The organism is Gordonia amicalis (assembly GCF_022059885.1).
Taxonomy (GTDB): Bacteria; Actinomycetota; Actinomycetes; order Mycobacteriales; family Mycobacteriaceae; genus Gordonia; species Gordonia amicalis.
In genome coordinates this window covers 1,645,701-1,663,766 of sequence record NZ_CP091855.1, presented here as the reverse complement: position 1 = coordinate 1,663,766, position 18,066 = coordinate 1,645,701, and the positions used below count along the sequence as shown (strand labels likewise).

General features: G+C 64.3%; 8 protein-coding genes, 12 pseudogenes and 1 other annotated feature. Of the genes and pseudogenes, 7 read left to right on the top strand and 13 right to left on the bottom strand.

What is annotated here, in order from left to right; translation table 11 throughout:
• Window positions 1-77: 77 nt before the first annotated feature.
• Together IHQ52_RS23755 and IHQ52_RS07670 are read left to right on the top strand one after the other, a co-directional pair.
• Complete coding sequence (locus IHQ52_RS23755) at window positions 78-620, top strand: hypothetical protein (RefSeq protein WP_243829161.1); 543 nt, start codon at window positions 78-80, stop codon at window positions 618-620.
• Between the two features lie 234 nt (window positions 621-854).
• Window positions 855-1,241: pseudogene (locus tag IHQ52_RS07670) on the top strand (helix-turn-helix domain-containing protein); the annotation flags it as partial.
• 259 nt (window positions 1,242-1,500) lie between these two features.
• On the opposite strand, the pseudogene IHQ52_RS07665 reads toward IHQ52_RS07670, so the two are convergent.
• Window positions 1,501-2,124, bottom strand: a pseudogene (locus IHQ52_RS07665) (ATP-binding protein); the annotation flags it as partial.
• A gap of 136 nt (window positions 2,125-2,260) precedes the next feature.
• On the opposite strand from IHQ52_RS07665, the pseudogene IHQ52_RS07660 reads away from it, so the two are divergent.
• Window positions 2,261-2,923 (top strand): annotated as a pseudogene (locus IHQ52_RS07660) (transposase); the annotation flags it as partial.
• A 44-nt stretch (window positions 2,924-2,967) separates the two neighbouring features.
• Here the strand turns inward: IHQ52_RS07660 and IHQ52_RS07655 are convergent.
• The 4 genes and pseudogenes from IHQ52_RS07655 to istA form a co-directional block, all read right to left on the bottom strand.
• Window positions 2,968-3,177: pseudogene (locus IHQ52_RS07655) on the bottom strand (ATP-binding protein); the annotation flags it as partial.
• A gap of 28 nt (window positions 3,178-3,205) precedes the next feature.
• Window positions 3,206-4,488 (bottom strand): annotated as a pseudogene (locus IHQ52_RS07650) (IS3 family transposase).
• Window positions 4,082-4,210: a sequence feature (AL1L pseudoknot), on the bottom strand. (Overlaps the previous pseudogene by 129 nt.)
• A gap of 51 nt (window positions 4,489-4,539) precedes the next feature.
• A pseudogene (locus IHQ52_RS07645) lies at window positions 4,540-5,121 on the bottom strand (ATP-binding protein); the annotation flags it as partial.
• Window positions 5,118-6,629 (bottom strand): IS21 family transposase, encoded by a 1,512-nt coding sequence (gene istA, locus IHQ52_RS07640; RefSeq protein WP_075863973.1) that lies wholly within the window; start codon window positions 6,627-6,629, stop codon window positions 5,118-5,120. The gene istA and the pseudogene IHQ52_RS07645, both read right to left, overlap by 4 nt.
• 164 nt (window positions 6,630-6,793) lie before the next feature.
• Between istA and IHQ52_RS07635 the strand changes: the two are divergent.
• Window positions 6,794-7,504 (top strand): annotated as a pseudogene (locus tag IHQ52_RS07635) (Mu transposase domain-containing protein); the annotation flags it as partial.
• A pseudogene (istB, locus tag IHQ52_RS07630) lies at window positions 7,501-8,362 on the top strand (IS21-like element helper ATPase IstB). The pseudogenes IHQ52_RS07635 and istB (IHQ52_RS07630), both read left to right, overlap by 4 nt.
• Before the next feature lie 62 nt (window positions 8,363-8,424).
• On the opposite strand, the pseudogene IHQ52_RS07625 reads toward istB (IHQ52_RS07630), so the two are convergent.
• The 4 genes and pseudogenes from IHQ52_RS07625 to IHQ52_RS07610 all read right to left on the bottom strand — a co-directional run.
• A pseudogene (locus tag IHQ52_RS07625) lies at window positions 8,425-8,604 on the bottom strand (ATP-binding protein); the annotation flags it as partial.
• A gap of 4 nt (window positions 8,605-8,608) precedes the next feature.
• Window positions 8,609-9,394 (bottom strand): Mu transposase domain-containing protein, encoded by a 786-nt coding sequence (locus IHQ52_RS07620; protein ID WP_010844946.1) that lies wholly within the window; start codon window positions 9,392-9,394, stop codon window positions 8,609-8,611.
• A gap of 124 nt (window positions 9,395-9,518) precedes the next feature.
• Window positions 9,519-10,898 (bottom strand): annotated as a pseudogene (locus IHQ52_RS07615) (IS256 family transposase); the annotation flags it as partial.
• The gene (locus IHQ52_RS07610; RefSeq protein ID WP_312028961.1) at window positions 10,843-11,505 is read right to left on the bottom strand and encodes a hypothetical protein; all 663 of its coding nucleotides are present in this window, start codon (window positions 11,503-11,505) and stop codon (window positions 10,843-10,845) included. The pseudogene IHQ52_RS07615 and the gene IHQ52_RS07610, both read right to left, overlap by 56 nt.
• A gap of 40 nt (window positions 11,506-11,545) precedes the next feature.
• Between IHQ52_RS07610 and IHQ52_RS07605 the strand changes: the two are divergent.
• Together IHQ52_RS07605 and istB (IHQ52_RS07600) are read left to right on the top strand one after the other, a co-directional pair.
• Window positions 11,546-12,461, top strand: a pseudogene (locus tag IHQ52_RS07605) (Mu transposase domain-containing protein); the annotation flags it as partial.
• Window positions 12,458-13,302: pseudogene (gene istB, locus IHQ52_RS07600) on the top strand (IS21-like element helper ATPase IstB). The pseudogenes IHQ52_RS07605 and istB (IHQ52_RS07600), both read left to right, overlap by 4 nt.
• Before the next feature lie 306 nt (window positions 13,303-13,608).
• Here istB (IHQ52_RS07600) and IHQ52_RS07595 read toward each other — a convergent pair.
• The 4 genes from IHQ52_RS07595 to IHQ52_RS07580 all read right to left on the bottom strand — a co-directional run bounded on the left by IHQ52_RS07595 (window position 13,609) and on the right by IHQ52_RS07580 (window position 18,041).
• Complete coding sequence (locus tag IHQ52_RS07595; protein WP_006437593.1) at window positions 13,609-14,667, bottom strand: BtrH N-terminal domain-containing protein; 1,059 nt, start codon at window positions 14,665-14,667, stop codon at window positions 13,609-13,611.
• A 115-nt stretch (window positions 14,668-14,782) separates the two neighbouring features.
• Window positions 14,783-15,457, bottom strand: coding sequence for a transglutaminase-like domain-containing protein (locus tag IHQ52_RS07590; protein WP_005195131.1), 675 nt, complete (start codon window positions 15,455-15,457; stop codon window positions 14,783-14,785).
• The gene (locus IHQ52_RS07585; RefSeq protein ID WP_006437591.1) at window positions 15,454-16,653 is read right to left on the bottom strand and encodes an NAD(P)/FAD-dependent oxidoreductase; all 1,200 of its coding nucleotides are present in this window, start codon (window positions 16,651-16,653) and stop codon (window positions 15,454-15,456) included. The genes IHQ52_RS07590 and IHQ52_RS07585 overlap by 4 nt, the downstream gene beginning before the upstream one ends.
• Entirely contained in the window at window positions 16,650-18,041 is a 1,392-nt protein-coding gene (locus IHQ52_RS07580) for a cytochrome P450 (protein WP_006437590.1), read from the bottom strand. The genes IHQ52_RS07585 and IHQ52_RS07580 overlap by 4 nt, the downstream gene beginning before the upstream one ends.
• Window positions 18,042-18,066 lie beyond the last annotated feature (25 nt).

Genomic DNA, 18,066 nt, shown 5'->3' with positions numbered 1-18,066 from the left:
GGTAAGGATCGGCATAGGGCATGACGCGGCACGGTCGCTCGTGATAGACGAATTGCGTCCGTACAACGCTAGACGGTATGGGTGACTCCACGGCGATGTGGAGAAATTGTCAAGACCTGTGGATCGGGGTGTTTCAGGCGACCTCCGTTCCGGTGCGCTCGTCACCGTTTGAAGGCGGTTGCGGTGGGGTGATGTCGGTGGGCCGTTCGAGCAGTTTGCCTTTGTGGAAGACCGCGCCGGCACGGATGAGCGAAGTGCACGTCAGTGAGCGACTGGGCGACGGGCATATCGACATCGCCACCGATGCGGGCATCGTGATCGCCCGCCACCGCCTCGCCACTGCCGGATCGGGAGCGCAGGTGCGTGACCACGGCCATGTCGTCGCCTTGGACACCCTGACCCAAGCCGGCGCCTCCTCCAGTCGCCGGCCGCATCGCCGCAAGGAACGCATCCCGCCCGGCGAGACCGCACGAAACGCCGCAGAAGCGCTGCGCCGCAACACCACAACCACACATCCCGCCACGCCGACAGAGGCGTCGGTGATCGATCTGAGCGTGTACGACGCGCCGCACAGAACAGGACCCAACTCCCATGACCACCACCAGTGCGACAGCTGCTGACGACTCGAACAGTGCTGCACCGCAGTCACAATCGTCGATCTCGGTGTACCAGCAACTACGTGGGCACCTCGCTGTACTCAAACTCGACTCCGCTGCGTGACGGCGCTCATTGAAACTGCCCAGTCCTGCTAACTGAAACTGCTCACTTGTGTGGCACCGCCTACAAGGGCGGGCCTTCCTCGATGCTGATGGTCTCTGACCACACATCAGCCTTCGAGGGAGACCCGCTCGTTCATGCTCACACAAGGAGAATCCGTGGAAGCACATGCCCTGCGAAAGCAGGGATGGACGATCTCGGCGATTGCCCGGCACCTGGGCTGCAACCGTCGCACGATCCGCAACTATCTCAACGAGACGACCACGCCGGGAGTCCGGGCCAAACCCCAGGTCGATCCGTTCGGCGAGTTTGTCGACTACGTGACCGCGCGGCTGATGGAGGATCCGCATCTGTGGGCGCGCACGTTGTGCGACGAACTCGAGGACCTCGGCTACCGGCAGTCATATCAAACGTTGACCCGGCAGATCCGGGCGCGCGACTTGCGTCCGGTATGCACCGACTGTGCAACCGCGACCGACCGGGCCAATACGGTGTCATTTGCCACCGTGAAGGGACCACCTGGGCTGATTGTTTGCCATAGGGATGGGACCACCTGGATTGCCAGTTATGGGACCACCGGCGCGTCGCGCTGGTGGTCCTTCATTTTGTCCGTTGACTCGGCCGTGACGATGTTCACGCCCACCCCCATTCGGCAGGAGGATCAGGCAGCTCCACCCAGTCCCCCTGGGTTTCGGCGCCCGGCGGATGCTCGATCACCGTATGTCATTTGCCACTGCTATGGGACCGCCTGGATTGCCACGAGGATGGGACCACCTTGGCGCGTTATTGAGGATGCTCTGCGGGGTTGGGTCGGTCAAGTCCGGGTCGGTGTCGTTGGCGGTAGGAGGGGCCTTCGATGACGAGGGTGTGCGCGCGTGAGGTGAGTCGGTCGATGGCCGATTGGGCCAGTAGCGCGTCGGCGGTCATGGTGAGCCATTCGGCGGGTTCTCGGTTGGATGTGACGATGGTGGTCTTGGTCTGCTGGTGGCGTTCGACGATGAGTTCGTAGAAGTCGTTGGTTTCGGTCGCGTCGAGCGCTCTGAGTGCGAAGTCGTCGATGATCAGGATGTCGACGGCGGTGATGCGGCGGAGTTCGGCGTCGACGCTGTTGTCGAGGCGGGCGGCTTTGAGCCGGTGGAACAGTTTGTCCGCTCGCGCGAACAGCACTGTTTTGCGTCGGCCGATAGCCATGTGGCCCAACGCGTTTGCTAGGTGCGTTTTGCCGACTCCGACGGGGCCGAGCAGGATCGCGGAGTGGCCGGCGTCGATGAACCGCAGGGTGGTGAGGTCCTCGAGCAGGGGGCGGTCGTAGAGTAGATCGTCTGCCGCGCGCCAGTTGTCGATCCGCATGCTGGGGTCGAGACCTGCCTTGGCTGATCGTCGGGCGGCGGAGCTGGATTCACGCCGTTGACGGCGCTCATCGAAATTCCCCAGTGATGCTCATCTGAATTCCCCACCCGTGTGGCTCCGCCAGAGTAGGCGGGCCTCCCGTGATGCTGATGGTCTCTGACCACTCACCAGCAACCTCGGGAGGCCCGCTTTCATGTTGACACGGGAGAACGATGTGGAAGTACATGCACTGCACAACCGGGGGTGGACGATCTCGGCGATCGCCCGCCACACCGGCCACGATAGAAAGACGATCCGGGCCTACCTCAACGGTGAGCGCACCCCGGGCCAGCGCAAGAGGCCGGCGGTTGATCCGTTCGACCCCTACCTCGACTATGTCCGGGCCCGACTCGACGAGGACCCGCATCTGTGGTCACGCACGTTGTGCGATGAACTCGAGGACCTCGGCTACACCCAGTCGTATCAGACCCTGACCCGCCAGATCCGGACTCGCGGTCTGCGACCGAAGTGTGCGGACTGCGCGCAGGTCACCGAACGGGCGAATGCGATCATCGAACACCCGCCGGGTGAAGAGACACAATGGGATTGGGTGGAGTTGCCGAATCCTCCAGCGCAGTGGGGTTGGGGTTCGACCGCATTCCTGCTGGTCGGGTCACTGTCGCATTCGGGGCGGTGGCGTGGCTATCTGGCACCGGATATGACCCGCCCGCAGGTGATCGCCGGTATCGACCGCATCACCCGCCGCTTGGGTGGGGTCACCAAGTCGTGGCGGTTCGACCGGATGGCCACGGTGTGTCACCCGGCAACCGGCGCGTTGACCGCCGAGTTCGCCGGTGTCAACGGCCAGTTTGATGTCCCCGCTGGTGGCCAGGTAAAAGTCCCCACCCTGTGCGGGATGTTCTAGGTGGGTGGTACCTCCGTTCGGTGTGTCATGCGGTAGGAGTCGCCGTCGGTGATGACGATGGTGGCGTGGTGTAGGAGCCGGTCGAGGATGCTGGCGGCGGTGGTGTGTTCGGGCAGGAATCGTCCCCATTGTTCGAAGGGCCAGTGGCTGGCGATCGCGAGAGAGCGGCGTTCGTAGGCGCCGGCGACGAGCCGGAACAGTAGTTGAATCGCCCCGGGTTTGCTGGAGGCTCGGTTAGTTGGTTCCAGCGGTTGCCGGGACCGGGTTCTCACGGTAGCTGGTGACCGGGTGGGTCGACCAGTAGGCGGTCTCGTACTCGACCGGCGGGACGTGTCCGATCTCGCCGTGCAGGCGGCGGTGATTGAACCAATCGATGTACTCGGCGACAGCGATCTCAACCTCGCCGACACCACTCCAGCCACCTCGAGGACGCATCACCGGGTTCCGGATGCACTCGGCTTTGAACAACGAGTTGAATGCCTCGGCCATCGCATTGTCGTACGAATCACCCTTGGAGCCAACCGAAGTCACCGCTTCGGCCTCGGCGAGACGTTCGGTGTAGCGGATGGCTCGATACTGCACGCCGCGGTCGGAGTGGTGGATAAGGCCGGCCACCTCCTGGCCGGCACGCGAACGCGCCCACAATCCCATGTCCAGGGCATCAAGGGCAAGGCTGGTGTGCATGGTGGTCGAGACCTGCCAGCCCACGACCATCCTTGAGAAGACGTCGAGGATGAATGCGGCATACACCCAACCCGAGTGGGTACGGATGTAGGTCAGGTCGGCCACCCACAGCGCGTTGGGCGCCGCCGCGGTGAACTGGCGTTTCACCCGATCGGCCGGCCGCGGAGTTTCGGCCCCCTCGCTGCGAGTGGTCTTCCGCGTCTTCAGCCGCGGTATCCCGTGCAGCCCATCAGCTTTCATCAATCGTTCAACGGTGCACCGTGCCACGCCGACACCCTTCCTGCGCAGTTCGGCATGAACTTTGCGGGCACCGTAGACGCCGAGGTTGTCGGCATGCACGGTGCGGATCTCGCCGAGGATCTCGCGGTCGCGGACCACTCGTGGCGCCTCGATTCGTCGAGAGCTCAGATGGGCTCGGACTGTGGACGGAGCGATCTGGGCGGCCGTGTCGCGTAGGGCCGCACAGATCGGATCGACTCCGTGTTCGTCACGGGAAGCGGCGACGAACTCCACGATCAGCGCTGTGGGCGGTCGATCTCCGCCGCAAAGAAAGCCGAGGCCTGCTTCAAGATGGTGTTCGCCCGTCGCAGCTCACGGTTCTCCCGCTCCAGTTGCGCGATTCGCTCAGCCTCGCCGGTCGTGGTGCCCGGTCGCACCCCGCCATCGATCTCGGCCTGTTTGACCCAGGTGCGCAGCGCCTCCGGGTGCACGCCGAGTTGGTCGCCGATGCGTTTGAGCGCTCCCGGCCGCGTAGCCGGGTCCCGGCGGGCTTCCATCGCCATCCGCGTCGCCCGCTCCTTCAGCTCAACGCTGTACTTCCGTGGTGCTGCCATGCTCTCCATCCTTCACAGGTTCGAGAGCCTCCGACAACCCCGGGGCGATTCAAGTTGGGTGCCGGTGTCGTCGAGTGGTGCGAATCCGATCTCGTCGAGGATGAGCAGATCTTGGCGTAGCAGGGTGTCGATGGTTTTGCCGACGGTGTTGTCGGCCAGTCCGCGATACAGGGTCTCCACGAGGTCGGCGGCGGTGAAGTACCGCACTTTGTGTCCGGCGTGTACTGCGGCGATCCCCAGCCCGATCAGGGTGTGACTCTTGCCAGTCCCGGCTGGGCCGATCAAGGCCAGATTGTGTTGGGCTCGAACCCATTCCAGTGAGGATAGGTATTCGAAGGTGTTGGCCGGGATGGAGGATGCGGCCACGTCGAACGATTCCAGGGTTTTGGTGACCGGGAACCCGGCAGCTTTGAGTCGGTTGCGGATGTTGGAGGCATCACGAGCGGCGATCTCGGCTTCGACCAGGGTCCGCAGCACTTCTTCGGGTGTCCATCGCTGGGTTTTCGCGGTGAGCAGTACCTCGGGTGCGGTGCGGCGGATCGAGGCGAGCTTCAATCGGCGTAGCGCTTGGTCGAGGTCGGCCGGTAGTGGCGGCACTGTTGGTGCAACTGATGTCGATGTTGTGGTGGTCATGACACCTCCTTGTCGCCGGCGCCGAGCTTGTAGGCATCCAGCGAGCGGGTGGGCGCGGTAGGCAGGTGCCCGAGCAGTGCTGTGCCGGCCGGTCGCGGGTTGGGGGTGCCGGCTCCGGCATCGAGGATCGAACGCACATCGGCGGCCTTGAACCGTCGGAATGCCACCGCCCTGGTCAGGGCGGTGAGCACCTGTTCGTGGCCGTGGGAGGTGACGAGCCCGAGGATGTCGTCGAGTTCACCGCTTAGGCGGGTGTTACCGATCGCGGCGGCACCGACCAGGAACTGCTCAGCAACCTCACCGAGAGCGCAGAACTGCTTCTCTGCTGCGGTTTTGGGTCGTGGTGCACGACTGGGCGGTGTGCGTGGCCCGCCGTAGTGGTCATCGTTGAGGACGACCTCTCCGGGTGCGGCCAGCAGATGTTCGGCGATCACCTCGCCTGAGGCGGGTTCGGCGATCAGGAGCCGTTCACCGTCCTGGATGAGGGTCACGGTGGTGCCGATGAGCCGGTTGGGTACCGAGTAGCGGGCCGAGGCGTACCGGATACATGAGAGGCGATCGACCTTTCGGGTGACCGGCGGTGGGCCGACTTGGGCCCGCAGAGATGGCAACGTCGACAGCACTTCTCGTTCCACATCGAGTTGCTCAGCAGGCACGCACAGTGTGTCGCTGTGGCGGCGGGTGTTGACCTCGACACACCAGTCCCGCGCGGCCCGGTTCGCTGCGTGCACATCCAGCTGCACGTCGTCACGACCAGCGGCGATCTTGGCTTCGGTCCACAACGGTTGCGCCAGATCTGACTGCGCGTACCCGCAGAGGTTCTCCACGATCCCTTTCGATTCCGGATCGGCGCCGTGACAGAAATCCGGGGCGAACCCGTAGTGGGTGGCAAACCGCACATACGAGGGGGTGGGTACGACGACGTTGGCGACGACTCCACCTTTGAGGCAGCCCATCCGATCAGCGAGTACCTTGTTGGGTACTCCACCGATCTCCTCAAAGGCTTCAGCGATGAATCCGAGTGTGGTGGTGGATGTTTCATTGGTGGCGAACCGAACGAACCGCCAGCGTGAGAACGCCAACACCGCGCAGAACATGTGCAGGCCGCCGATCACGGCCCAATCGATGACCAGGTAGTCACCCGGAGCCCACACTGCCGGGCGACGCCCACGATGGTGATCACGGCGCCACTGTGTTTTCTCCTGGGCGACGAGACGACGGAAGTTGCGGGCCGAGCCTGCATAGCCCGCCGCTCGCGCTACTGGTAGCAGACGTTTGGCGGTGATCCGGCCGTGTGACCGCTCGACTCTCTCGGCGACCAGCTCGGCGACGGTGTCGTAGTTGCGGGCCCGTTCCTTGCGATCGGGTGGTTGATCGTCGGCCTCGAACCGGTCGACCACACGTTTGACGGTCTTGTGGGTGGTGCCGCACACCTCGGCTGCGGCGCGATAGCTTCCGAGTTCTCGGTAAGCAGAAATGATGTCCATACGGTCCTTCGCAGACTTCAATGGAACTCCCAGGCGGTGATGGTGATCGGTTGGCACCTTCACCGTCATCGCCTGGGCCCTCAGTTCCGGGTCGACACGACGAACACAGGGTGGGGACTTTTATCTGGCCACCAGCGGGGACCTCGACCTGGCCACCAGTGGGGACTTTCTCATGGCCATGGACAGCCGGCGTCGCCAAGCATTACGGCGTCTCGGTGGCCGTGTGCCCACCCCGGCGCGGGAACCGCAAGGGTGTGGTGGAGAAGTCCAATCACATTGCCGCGCAACGCTGGTGGCGCACACTTCCTGACGAGCTGACCGTCGAGCAAGCCCAGACCAGTTGCGACACGTTCTGCCGGACCCGCTCGGATGTTCGGGTGCGCCGAACCAAAGATGGGCGCTCGAACGTGGCCACCATCGCCAAACGCGAACCCCTGAGCGCCCCGCCAGCAGCTCCGTACCCGACGACGGTCACCGAGGTGCGGAAAGTGTCTCGCCAGGCGCTGGTGGCATGGAAGGGCAACCAGTACTCGGTGCCCCCGGAGTTGGCGATGAGCGACGTGCACGTCAGTGAGCGTCTCGGTGACGGGCATATCGACATCGCCACCGACTCGGGCATCGTGATCGCCCGCCACCGCCTGGCCACTGCCGGCTCGGGAGCCCAAGTGCGTGACCACGGCCATGTCGTCGCCTTGGACACCCTGGCCCAGGCCGGCGCCTCATCGAGTCGCCGACCGCATCGCCGCAAGGAACGCATCCCACCCGGCCAGACCGCCCGACAAGCTGCAGAAGCGCTGCGCCGCGCAACCGCCCACCCCGCCACACCGACCGAGGCGTCGGTGATCGATCTGAGCGTGTACGAACGCGCCGCACAGAACAGGACCCAACTCCCATGACCAACAAGACCGACGAAACCACCACCACCTCCAATCCGAACAGTGATGCACCGCAGTCACAATCGGCGGTCTCGGTGTATCAGCAGCTACGTGGGCATCTCGCCGCACTCAAACTCGACTCCGCCGCGCAAGCCCTACCGCAGGTGCTGCAGACCGCCGCCGAGCAGGAGTGGACGATGACCTACACCCTCGAGCACCTCCTCGGCATCGAGGTCGATGCCACCGAGGCCCGCCGCCTGGCCGGGCGGCTGCGGTTCGCCTGCCCTGCCCACCCCCGCCACCCTGGACGGGTTTGACTACGACGCCGCCCCCGGAGTCGACCGAGCATTGATCCGCGAACTGGGCACTTGCGCCTACCTCGAATCGGCCACCAACGTGCTGCTCATCGGACCGCCCGGCACCGGCAAAACCCACCTCGCCGTCGGGCTGGCGCATGCCGCGGTGCACGCCGGCTACCGCACGTATGTGACCACCGCCGCGGATCTGGCCGCCCGCTGCCACAAAGCCGCCATCGAGGGCCGCTGGGCCACCTGCATGCGATTCTTCGCCGGTCCCACCCTGCTGGTGATCGACGAACTCGGATACCTGCCGCTACCGGCCGAAGCCGCGTCAGCGCTGTTTCAAGTTGTGGCACAACGATATTTGAAGACAAGCATCGTGATCACCACCAACCGGTCAGTCGCCGAATGGGGTGAAGTCCTCGGCGACACCACCGTCGCCGCCGCCATGCTCGACCGACTGCTACACCGCTCCGTCGTGCTCAAACTCGACGGCGATTCCTACCGGCTACGCGACCACCACGCCCGCACCCAAAACCAGCGCACCGCCACCGCACCAACCCGACGGACGCTACAGTAGGAGCCGCCCACGGGTGGGGAATTTCAGTGAGCACACCTGGGGAAGTTTCTTGAGCCCCGTCACCGTGAGACTTCATCGGCGAGCAATTGTTGCAGGAACGTCAGGTGCGAGGTTTTGTGTTGGCGGGCCAGGGCTGCGCGTTGGGGCAGGGTGTCGGCGAGGGCTCCGAGTTTGAGGGTTTTGAGCAGGCCGAGCATGTCGGCGCCGACAGGTTCGGGCACACTGTTGGTGGTTCGGGTCATCGGTTCACTCCTGAATGGTGTTGTCGGGGTTAGGAACAAGTGTCAACTGTGTTCTGTTGGTTGCGTATTCGGAGGGGTCGCGGGCAAAGCGAGACGATTCCGACCCGGCGGCCACGGGCATGTCCGGGGTGGTGTTCTCGGTGGCCTGCTCAAGCATCGAGGCGATCTTGGGCACGGCGATGACATCGAACTCCAGGGCGGTGGCACAGGCAGCATCGACAGGTCCGGGCCCGTAGGTGCGCACCAGGCCGAGCAGGGTGTACACCGCCCGCACCCGAGACCACGGGCGCGGGTCGTCGACGATACGGGCCGCGTAGAGCCCGATATGGGGGCCGTGATGCTCGCAGGTGGCCTGCAGCTTGCTGATGTTGCGCAGCGCGTAGGCGGCCTTGTCTGCGGGGTAGTCGTTGGGGTCGGTGCTCTGCCCACCGGCGGGCTGGCGCGGGTGTTGCTTGACCAACTCGCCGCGGTGATAGAACTTCACCGCTTCGCTGTCCAGGCGAACGTCCAGTGTCGAGCCGATCCAGGTTTCGGGCAGTGAGTACAGTGCTTTGCCGACCGAGGCGTGAAAGTCTCTGTGCACCTTGACAGTTTTGAAGATCGGTACGTCGTAGTCGGCCGGTATCGGTAACAGGTGGGCGCGCTCGTCTGTGTCGAACAGCACCGCTGGCGCGGCGGCGGTGGTGCCGTGAATCCGCAGCCCCGCGGTGCTCTGGCACCACGCCACCGCGGCGGCCTGGGCATCGGGCAGGCTCGAGAATCGCTCACCGGCCCAAAAGTTGTTCTGCACGTAGTGGATGGTGCGTTCTACCCGCGGCTTGTCGGTTGGTGTGGCGACTCGGGGAGCTTGTCAAGATGTTTGTGTAAGAACGTGACTCCTGATTTTCTTGTGGTCTGTGGGGTTTAGCTGAGGTGGGGTCGATCCGGTCGGGGTAGGCCAGGGCGAGTTGTCCGAGGGCCTGTTTCCAGTTGGTGACGACCTGGCCCTCGACCAGTCGTCCGAGGGCCTTACGGGGCTGTGACCGCCTGGTCCCGCGCTCTTTGAGTCGTTGAGCGGCTCGTTTGTCCTCGATGTCGCAGATGGCCAGCCACAACAGTTCGCGGACCGCGATGTCGTTGGGGAAATGGCCGCGGTTCTTGATGACCTTGCGCAGCTGGTAGTTCAATGACTCGATCGAGTTCGTGGTGTAGATGACTTTGCGCAGCTCGGGAGGGAACGCCAGGAACGGGATGAACCGATCCCACGCGCGGTCGAATGCCAATGCCGCACTCGGATACTTGACCCCCAGCTCTGAGTCCCGGAAAGCCTCCCACTCACGCCGAGCGGTCTCGGCATCGGGGGCGGTGTAGATCGGTTTGATCGCCCGGGCCACGTCTTTGCGGTCTTTGTAGTTCACGAATCGCATTGAGTTACGGATCAGATGCACCACACAGGTTTGCACCGTGGCCAGCGGCCAGGTCGCCTCGATTGCCTCGGGCAATCCGGTGAGCCCATCACAGCACACGATCAGCACGTCCTTGACGCCGCGGTTGGCCAGATTCGCACCCACCCCGGCCCAGAACTTGGCGCCTTCTTCGGCCTGTATCCAGATTCCCAGCACATGCTTGACGCCGGCCATGTCGACGCCAATAGCGATGTGGGCCTGCTTGTTTCGAACATGGGCGCCGTCTTTGACCTTCACCACCAGGGCGTCGAGGTAGATGACGGGATACAACGGCTCCAGCGGCCGGTTCTGCCATTCATCGACCGCATCAAGGACCTCGTCGCAGATCTTGGAGATCGTCTCGTGCGAGAGATCGGTGCCGATCGTGGAGGCCAAATGGTGTTGGATATCGCGCAACGTCATGCCGCCGGCGTACAGCGAGATGATGATGTCATCGAGACCGCCAAGCCGGCGGGAGCCCTTCGGGACCAGCCGCGGGGTGAACGTCCCGTCACGGTCACGAGGAATGTTCAGCTCGACCGGCCCGGCCTCAGAGGCCACCGTTTTCGGGCTCGAACCGTTGCGGGCGTTGGGCAACTCCCGACCGGCCGGATCACCCTTCTCATAGCCGAGGTGATCGGTCAGCTCGGCCTTCAAACCGCGTTCGAGGGCCAGCTTGATCAGGCCCGGGATCAATCCGCCCTCGCCGGTGATCTGGACCTGTCCGGTATCGAACTGGGCGAGCAACTCATCGACCATGCCCGAGGCCTGCAATGCCTCGGCCACTTCCGCGGTCGAGCAGGGCTCGGCCAGCTCAGGCAACGGTTCGTCGTCGTGAGCTTGCTGCTTGTCGTCTAACGCCGTGCTCATAGATCTTCCTCTCACTGATGAGCACTGGACTTACACAGACCATCTGACACCTCCCGGCGGTGAACACCAGCGCGAACACTTTGCGGCGCTTACCTGTTGCCGCATCATCGAGCATCCCGAGGTAGCCGAAGTCGATCTGGCACTCCACCCCGGGATCCCCATCGGCCACCCGCACCGTGGTCGTGGTGCGGCGATACCCACAGCACTCGGTCGCGAACCGCACCAGCGTCCGATACGGGACCACACACCCCTGACGGGCCAGCAGGATGTGAATCTTCGTCACCGTCAACGGTTCTGGATTCTCCGGCGTTCCTCCCCTCACCCACTGCGTGATCTGTTCGCTGAACGGCACCAACGCTTCCCACGCCTGGCCATGACCATTCGGCCGCGCCGGACGCACCCCGGCCACCACCGCACCGAGCAACTCATCGGTCAGTGCCGACGCACCGACATCGCGCGTCAACCCCGCCGCCTGCGCCGCCGCGATGTAGCGTCGCACCGTCTTCCTATCGACACCCGCACGCGCGGCGATCGTGCGCAGACCCGGCGCCGGTAACCCCACCGCAAGGCCCAACCACAACCGCAGGACTTCTCTGATCTCTTCCACTGCAACCTCCCGGTAGCCCATGCCGTCGGCCCCTTCCGTGAAGACAGCTTTCCTACTTGTCGGGTCGTTGGCACATTCAGGGATGTGGCGTGGCTACCTGGCCCCGGATATGACCCGCCCGCAGGTGATCGCGGACTCGATCGCATCACCCGCCGACTCGGTGGCGTGACGAAGTCGTGGCGGTTTGACCGGATGGCCACCGTCTGTCACCCGGCCAGCGGCGAGGTGACCGCCGAGTTCGCCGCGGTCGCCAAATACTACGGGGTGTCAGTCGCAGTGTGCCCGCCCCGACGCGGCAACCGCAAAGGTGTGGTGGAGAAGTCCAATCACACTGCAGCACAACGCTGGTGGCGCACTCTTCCTGACGAGACAACGGTGGAGGCCGCGCAAACCGGCCTGGACACGTTCTGCCGCACCCGTTCGGATGCGCGGATACGGCCGACCGCCGATGGGCGGGCATCGGTGATCACGGCCGCCGCCCGTGAACCCCTGACCGCGCCGCCAGCAGCCCCGTATCCGGCGATCCTGACCGAAACCCGGCAGGTCTCCCGGCAGGCGTTGGTCGCCTGGCGGGGCAACCAGTACTCGGTACCGCCGGAGATCGCGATGAGTGAGGTCACCGGGCGAGAAGCGCTCGGCGACGACCATATCGACATCGCTACCGCCTCCGGGATCGTGATCGCCCGCCACCGGCTGGCCGCCCCGGGTTCGGGCGCCCAGGTCCGTGACCACGGTCACGTCATAGCGCTGGAAACCCTAGTGCTCGGCCCGCTTCAGGCGGTGGGCGTCCGCATCGCCGCAAGGAACGAATCCCGCCCGGAGAAGCCGCACGCGCCGCCGCACAAGCATTGCGCGACAAAATCTCTGGTCACGCCACCACCACCGATGCAACGGCCCCGGTGATCGATCTCGCCGTCTACGAACGTGCCGCACAGAACAGGAACACTCTGCCATGACCACGAAGAACACCTCCACTGCCTCTCCCACCGAGCCGCAATCGCCAGCAGCGGTCTCGGTGGATCAACAACTGCGCGGTCATCTGGCCACCCTCAAGCTCGATGCGGCTGCCCAGGCGCTTCCTGGGGTGCTGCAAACCGCCACCGACGAAGCCTGGACGATGACGCAGGCCCTGGAGCATCTGTTGGCGATCGAGGTCGACGCCACCGACGCCCGCCGACTGGCCGGCCGCCTACGGTTCGCGTGCCTGCCCACCACCGCGACGCTGGACTCGTTCGACTACGACGCCGCTCCCGGCGTGGACGCGGCTCTGGTCCGCGAACTGGGCACCTGCGCCTATCTCGAGTCGGCGACCAACGTGTTGCTCGTCGGGCCGCCGGGCACCGGAAAAACTCACCTCGCCGTCGGGTTGGCCCACGCTGCGGCGCATGCCGGCTACCGCACCTACGTGACTACCGCCGCTGATCTGGCCGCCCGCTGCCACAAAGCTGCGATCGAGGGCCGGTGGGCCACCACCATGCGGTCTTCGCCGGCCCAACTCTTTTGGTGATTGACGAACTGGGCTACCTGCCGTTGCCCGCCGAAGCAGCCTCGCCCTGTTTCAGGTTGTGGCGCAACGGTATTTGAAGACCTCGATCGTGATCACCACCAACCGATCGGTCGCCGAATGGGGCGAAGTCCTCGGCGACACCACCGTCGCCGCCGCCATGCTCGACCGGCTCCTGCACCGCTCAGTCGTCATCAAACTCGACGGCGATTCCTACCGCCTACGCGACCAACCACGCCCGCACCCAAAACCAGCGCACCGCCACCACACCAACCCGACGGACGCTACAGTAGGAGCCGCCCACGGGTGGGGAGTTCAGTGAGCACATCTGGGGAAGCTTCTTGAGCCTCGTCACACGGGGGACACGCCAATGCGGTCTGGACTTCAGACATCACCTATCTGACCTGCGGTGAAGGCGATATGTACCCGTGTGTGATCAAAGATGAGCACTCCCTAGCGCGTGTTGGTCGCGTAACCACGCTCCACTATGCGGGGGAACCTCACACCACTCATAACTGTTCTCATCGTGGAGTATCCGATTCCCCGACGGGTCACCGAGATCCGATTGGGGTCGCCGACACATTGATAGTTCCGTTCTTCTAAACGGCGGACCTTAGGGATCTGGCGGCGGAGTCCAGTGAGGTGGCGAGGCTCGACTCAGTGTCAGTTAGGACTGCCGCGGCCTCGATGACGTGGTCGAGCCGGGTAGCAGCGGTTGAGCCCTTGTGTACGGCCGCCTGAGCGACTGCTGTCCATGCTGCAGCCGCTCGGTGAGCATCTCTGGCGAGGTCGCTGGTTGCAGCGTCGCCTGTCAGGCGGGCGATGTCGTCGCAGCCACACGCGAGTAGTCGTCGGAACAGGCCACCACCCGTACCTGCCTTCTCGATGAATGCACCGAGACTGAATAGGTGGACTTCGAGCACGTCGGTGGGCAGCTCATGCCAGAGCATCACGTCAGAGGATAGTGCTAGGGCTGCGTCTATTCCGTGTGTCCCAGAGTGTTCGACAGGGCCGGCGATCGTGGATCCTGCGGGCGCGCGCATGCATGCCGCAGATTGCGCGAACGCCTCCGCAGCCACGACGGCGATTGACGGTAGCGCCTCGGGCCAGTCAATGCGGAAGAGCGTATGTCGGGTCGGCTCGGGGAAGGTCATCGAGCGTCGGGCTCGCGCCAGCGCGTCGAAGGGAACCTGTTGAATTTCGACGCGATCGTTGTCTGCGACGTAAGCGATTTCTGCGTCGCTGTCGTAGCCCACTATGACGATATCGTGGCGACTCATGCGCAACTGAACGCGCAGGTAGGGCAATTCAGCAATTTCGGCCCACACGAGCGCGGGCCGGCCGCGGTCGAGTTCGTCGCGGACGAGATCCCACCCTAGCTGGGGATCGTCGGTGGACCGGACCTCCACCGTAGCGCCGAGACGGCGGGGGAGGTCCATCTCGAAGTCAGGACCACGTCCTACCAGATACAACGGCGGCACGAGGGCGTCGGTGCGAACATACGTGAGCGAGAGTGCTCCGCCCAGAGCGAACACCAGACCCTCGTTCGGTGGCCCGTCGAAGCCTAGTCCCGCCCACTCCATCAAGTCGCGCATCGCGCTGGAGCCGCAATGGCCGCCCATCCGGTGTGGATAGGTGTCGAGCAACGACTCGGACATTGTCATGGTCTCCCTAGTGGTGGTGGACACTGTGGCGACGGGATCTGGCCGACAGGTGGTGGCACGGGTGTTCGAGCGGGCAGTGACCTGCGGCGGTAGCCCGCCGGAGCGCACACTATGCGCGGAATGCGTCGGACGGAGCTGGCCGTCCCGAGAAGATCAGAGGGCCGTAGGCATGCCGCAGGCCCGCCAGGATTTCCTCGAGGGGCAAGTCGTTGTAGACGCCGCGTTCGTGCACGTACTCCATGTGCGCGGAGCCGTCCGCCGCGTGCGCGTGAAACAACGCGTCGCGATCGCCGGTGAAGTCGATAGGTGGGACCCCGAATCGAGTGCACAATTCAATGTTGAACGCGGGTGTAGCTTTCAACCAGCGCCCCTCGATGTAGACGTGGCTGTATCCGTGATATACGAAGACGTCGGTTCCCATGAGTTCGCGCAGCGCGTCGGTCTGCAGATGATTGCGTACATCGGCGAAGCCGAGCCGGGCCGGTATGTTTGCAGCGCGGAACGCGGCTGTCAGTACGACCGCTTTGGGTACGCAGTACCCACGTCCGGACTCGATGACATGGCTGGCCCGGTAATGATCGGGCTTGTCAGAGACGGTGTAGGGGTCGTAACGGATCTGGTCTCGGACTGCGGCGAAGAGGCGCCGCGCCTTCTCGCGATCGGTGTCCGCGTCGCCGACCGCGTCTTGGGTGAAGGCCTGCACGGTCGCGTGATGGATGTCGAGGAAGGTCGATGCTGTGAGCGCCGCCGCCGGCCTTTCCGCTGCCGCGGGTGATGTGGTCATGGTGTGGCTCCGATCAGTTCGGACCTGTCGAGCGACGAACGCTGTGCGATCGTACGCTTCGCGTTCATGAAATCCTTGGGTCTGTTGACGCAGTCCGCGGCGATCAGCTCGCCGTCGTTGAAGTAGTAACAGGTGAAGTCACGGTCGTGGTCAGGGTCACCGCTGACCAGTACCTCGTCGTACCCGGTGTTGAGCCCGGCGATCTGCAGCTTCAGATCGTATTGATCGGACCAGAACCAAGGCAGCGCGGTGAGACCGGCTTCGTTGCCGCAGATGGTCGCTGCCGCGACCTTGGCCTGCTCGGTGGCGGCCGCCACACATTCGAGGCGGACGCGCCTGTCGTACCGTGCGATCCGTTGGTTGACGCAGTCGCCGGCGGCGACGATGTCGGGGTCGCTGGTGCGTGCATGGTCGTCGACGATGACTCCGTCGTCAACCTCGAGGCCCGCGGCGACCGCGAGATCCGTGTTGGGAATGATGCCGACACCGACGATGACGAGGTCCGCGGCCAGGGTCTCACCGTCGGCGAGGACCACCTCTTCGACTCGCCCCTCCCCGCGAAAACCCTCGACCAACGCGCTGGTGCGAACATCGACACCCTCGGTCCGGTGGATACGGTCGAAAAACCTCGAGACCACCGGCGCGGTCACCCGCTCGAGCACGCGTTCCGCAGCCTCGAGAACAGTGACGTTCACACCCAGAGCTCGAAGTGAGGCGGCCGTCTCCAGGCCGATATAGCCGCCGCCGACGATGACGGCCCGGCAACCTGGCACCACCGCGGCACGGATGGCCTCGACGTCGGTGGCAGTGCGCAAGTAGTGGACGCCCGTCAACTCGGCGCCCGGAACGGTCAGCGTGCGGGCGCGCGCGCCGGTGCACAGTGCCAGCGTGGCGTAAGACACCACGTCTCCACTGCTGAGGGTGACGGTGTGCGCGGAACGGTTGATCGCCGTCGCCGTTCCGTCCACGAGCTCGATCCGCTGCTTGTCGTAGAACTGACGTCCGCGGATCGCGCAGTCATCAAGCTGTGATGCACCTGCCAGGTATGCCTTGGACAGCGGTGGACGCTGGTAGGGGAGCCTGCCCTCGTCGCCGATCAGCAAGACATCCCCGGCCCATTTCTCCTTTCGGAGAGCGCCCGCGAGTTGGACGCCGGCGTGGCTCGCGCCGAGGATGACGACCTGATCAGCCGTCACATTTCCCCCTTGGGGGTCAGGCGAACCATCATCTTGCTGATCCCACGGACAAAGTTCGATTGCACGTACTCCGGCTCACCCACCACCTCGATGTTGTCGAAGCGAGGGAGGAGCTCCTCCCACAGGATGCGTAGCTGGAGCTCGGCGAGCCGGTTGCCCATGCAGCGGTGTACACCGAAACCGAACGCGATGTGGTTGCGGGCGTTGGCCCGGTCGATGATGAGCTCGTCTGGACGCTCGAAGACGCGCTCGTCTCGGTTGCCCGAGGCGTACCACATCACCACCTTGTCACCCTTGCGGATGAACTGGCCGCCGAGCATGACGTCCTTCTTGGCGACCCTGCGCATGTAGGCAAGAGGGGTCTGCCAGCGGATGATCTCCGACACCGCGTTGGGGATGAGGTCGGGGTTGGCCTTGAGCTTCTCGAACTGCTCGGGGTATTCGTTGAGGGCCAGCACTCCGCCGCTCATGGAGTTGCGGGTCGTGTCGTTGCCGCCGACGATCAGCAGCACGAGGTTGCCGAGGAACTCCATGGGGCGATCGTCGAGGAGGTTCTTGGTGTCCTCGTTGCTCTGCAGCATGGTGATGAGGTCGAAGCCAGGCTCTTCGCCAGCCACGGTACGTGCCGCCTTGTCCCGCCACAGCGAACTCAGGCCTTGCGCCATCGCGACCATCTCACGGAAGACCTTGTCGTTGTCCGAGGGGCCGCCGTTGGCCTGCTCCATCGAGGTCGCGAGGTCGGACCATTCGACCAGCTTGTGCCGCTTCTCGTAAGGGAAGTCAAGTAGCGTCGCGAGCATGCGTGCAGTGAGTTCGATCGACACAGTCTGGACCCAGTCAAACGGCTCGTTGAGTGGGAGGCCGTCGAGGACTTCGCGGACGCGCGCGCGGATGAGCCCCTCCATCTCGCGAAGGTTCTTCGGAGCCACCACGCCCTGCACTGCGGCGCGTTGCTTGTCGTGCCGGGGTGGATCCATCGCGATGAACATCGCGATGTCCATGAAACGCGGGGGCCTGCCGATGATGATGAACGGTTCGGCGGAGAACGCCTCGTGATTCTTGTCGACCGCGATGATGTCGGCGTGTCGCGTGACCGACCAGAACGGACCGAACGGGCTCTCCGAACGGAAGTGCACCGGCGCCTCGTTGCGGACACGCTCGAAGTACGAGCGCCACATACCCTGGCGATACAGGAACGGGTTGCTCAGGTCGATTTCGGCGAGATCGACCTCGTCCACCGGCGGGATCGGGGTCTCGGTGAAGATCTTCTGGCCGTCGGTCCTTGTGACGATTCGGCGGGTCTTGTCATAGACATGCGCGCCTCGGATCTGAAGGTCGATCGGGATCATTGATTGCGCCTTCTCGGCGACGGTGGTTGCGATGCTCATGATTGCATTCCTTCGTCGTTGCGGG